The organism is Treponema sp. R80B11-R83G3 (genome assembly GCF_054786115.1).
The window spans coordinates 1-837 of sequence record NZ_BDHF01000322.1; the positions used below are offsets into that span (position 1 = coordinate 1).

General features: G+C 44.1%; 1 protein-coding gene. It reads right to left on the bottom strand.

Annotation, left to right across the window (positions count from 1 at the left end; translation table 11 throughout):
- Position 1: 1 nt before the first annotated feature.
- A partial coding sequence (locus ACYVRH_RS13615) for a tyrosine-type recombinase/integrase (RefSeq protein ID WP_461257430.1) occupies positions 2 to 837 on the bottom strand: 836 nt, incomplete at its 5' end.

The window sequence follows — 837 nt, forward strand, 5'->3', positions numbered from 1 at the left end:
ATTAGGCTTGTTTCCGTTCCTCTTGCGGTATGCCCTGTACGGGAAAAGAAAACACATTAGGCGGCATTTCCGTTCTTTCCGTTGTCTGTGTTTTATCCTGAACAGGCTGTAACAACGCCTCCTGTATCTCCTTCGCCTTCACAAATTCAAGAGGGTCAAAATGCGTGTAACGCTCCGTCATTCTTTCGCTCTTGTGCGTGGTTATCGCCTGCGCCTGTTCCGTTGTCATGCCGCCCTTTAGCATTTCCGTATTAAAAAAATGCCGCCAAGCGTGTATATGCAAATTCCGCTCTTTTATTTCCGCGCTGCTAATACCGATGTTTACCAACGCCTTGCGCAAATACATTAAAACCGTTTTACGGCAAATAGGGCTGCCGCCGCCGTCCGTAGAGAATAAATATCCGTCTCCGCTTTTTTCTTTCAAAAGTTTCAAATCCGCAATCAAAGAAGCAGGAAGCGGTATATTATGTTTGTCCTTTGTTTTAGTCAGCCTGTAGCCGTAATTGTCGTGTTGCATACAGACGTAGATATGATCATCGAACAGACAACTCCCTTTAAGCCCTAAAATTTCCGACACCCTCATTCCAGACAACGCCGCCACTTTGTTCACGGTACAGGTAATATGGCTGTTTTCCCACACCTTGCGCCAATCGCCCACAAATAATTTTTTGAATTCAATCGGAGTGATAATTTTAATTTCGGCTCGGTCGTTTATAAGCCGTTCAACTTTGGCGGTAGGGTCAACAGGAATTATCCCACGTTCCACAGCCTCAATCATCATAGTTTTGAAAGTTCCGTAATAGCCGTTAATGGTCGTGTTTTTATATTTTTGTTTAA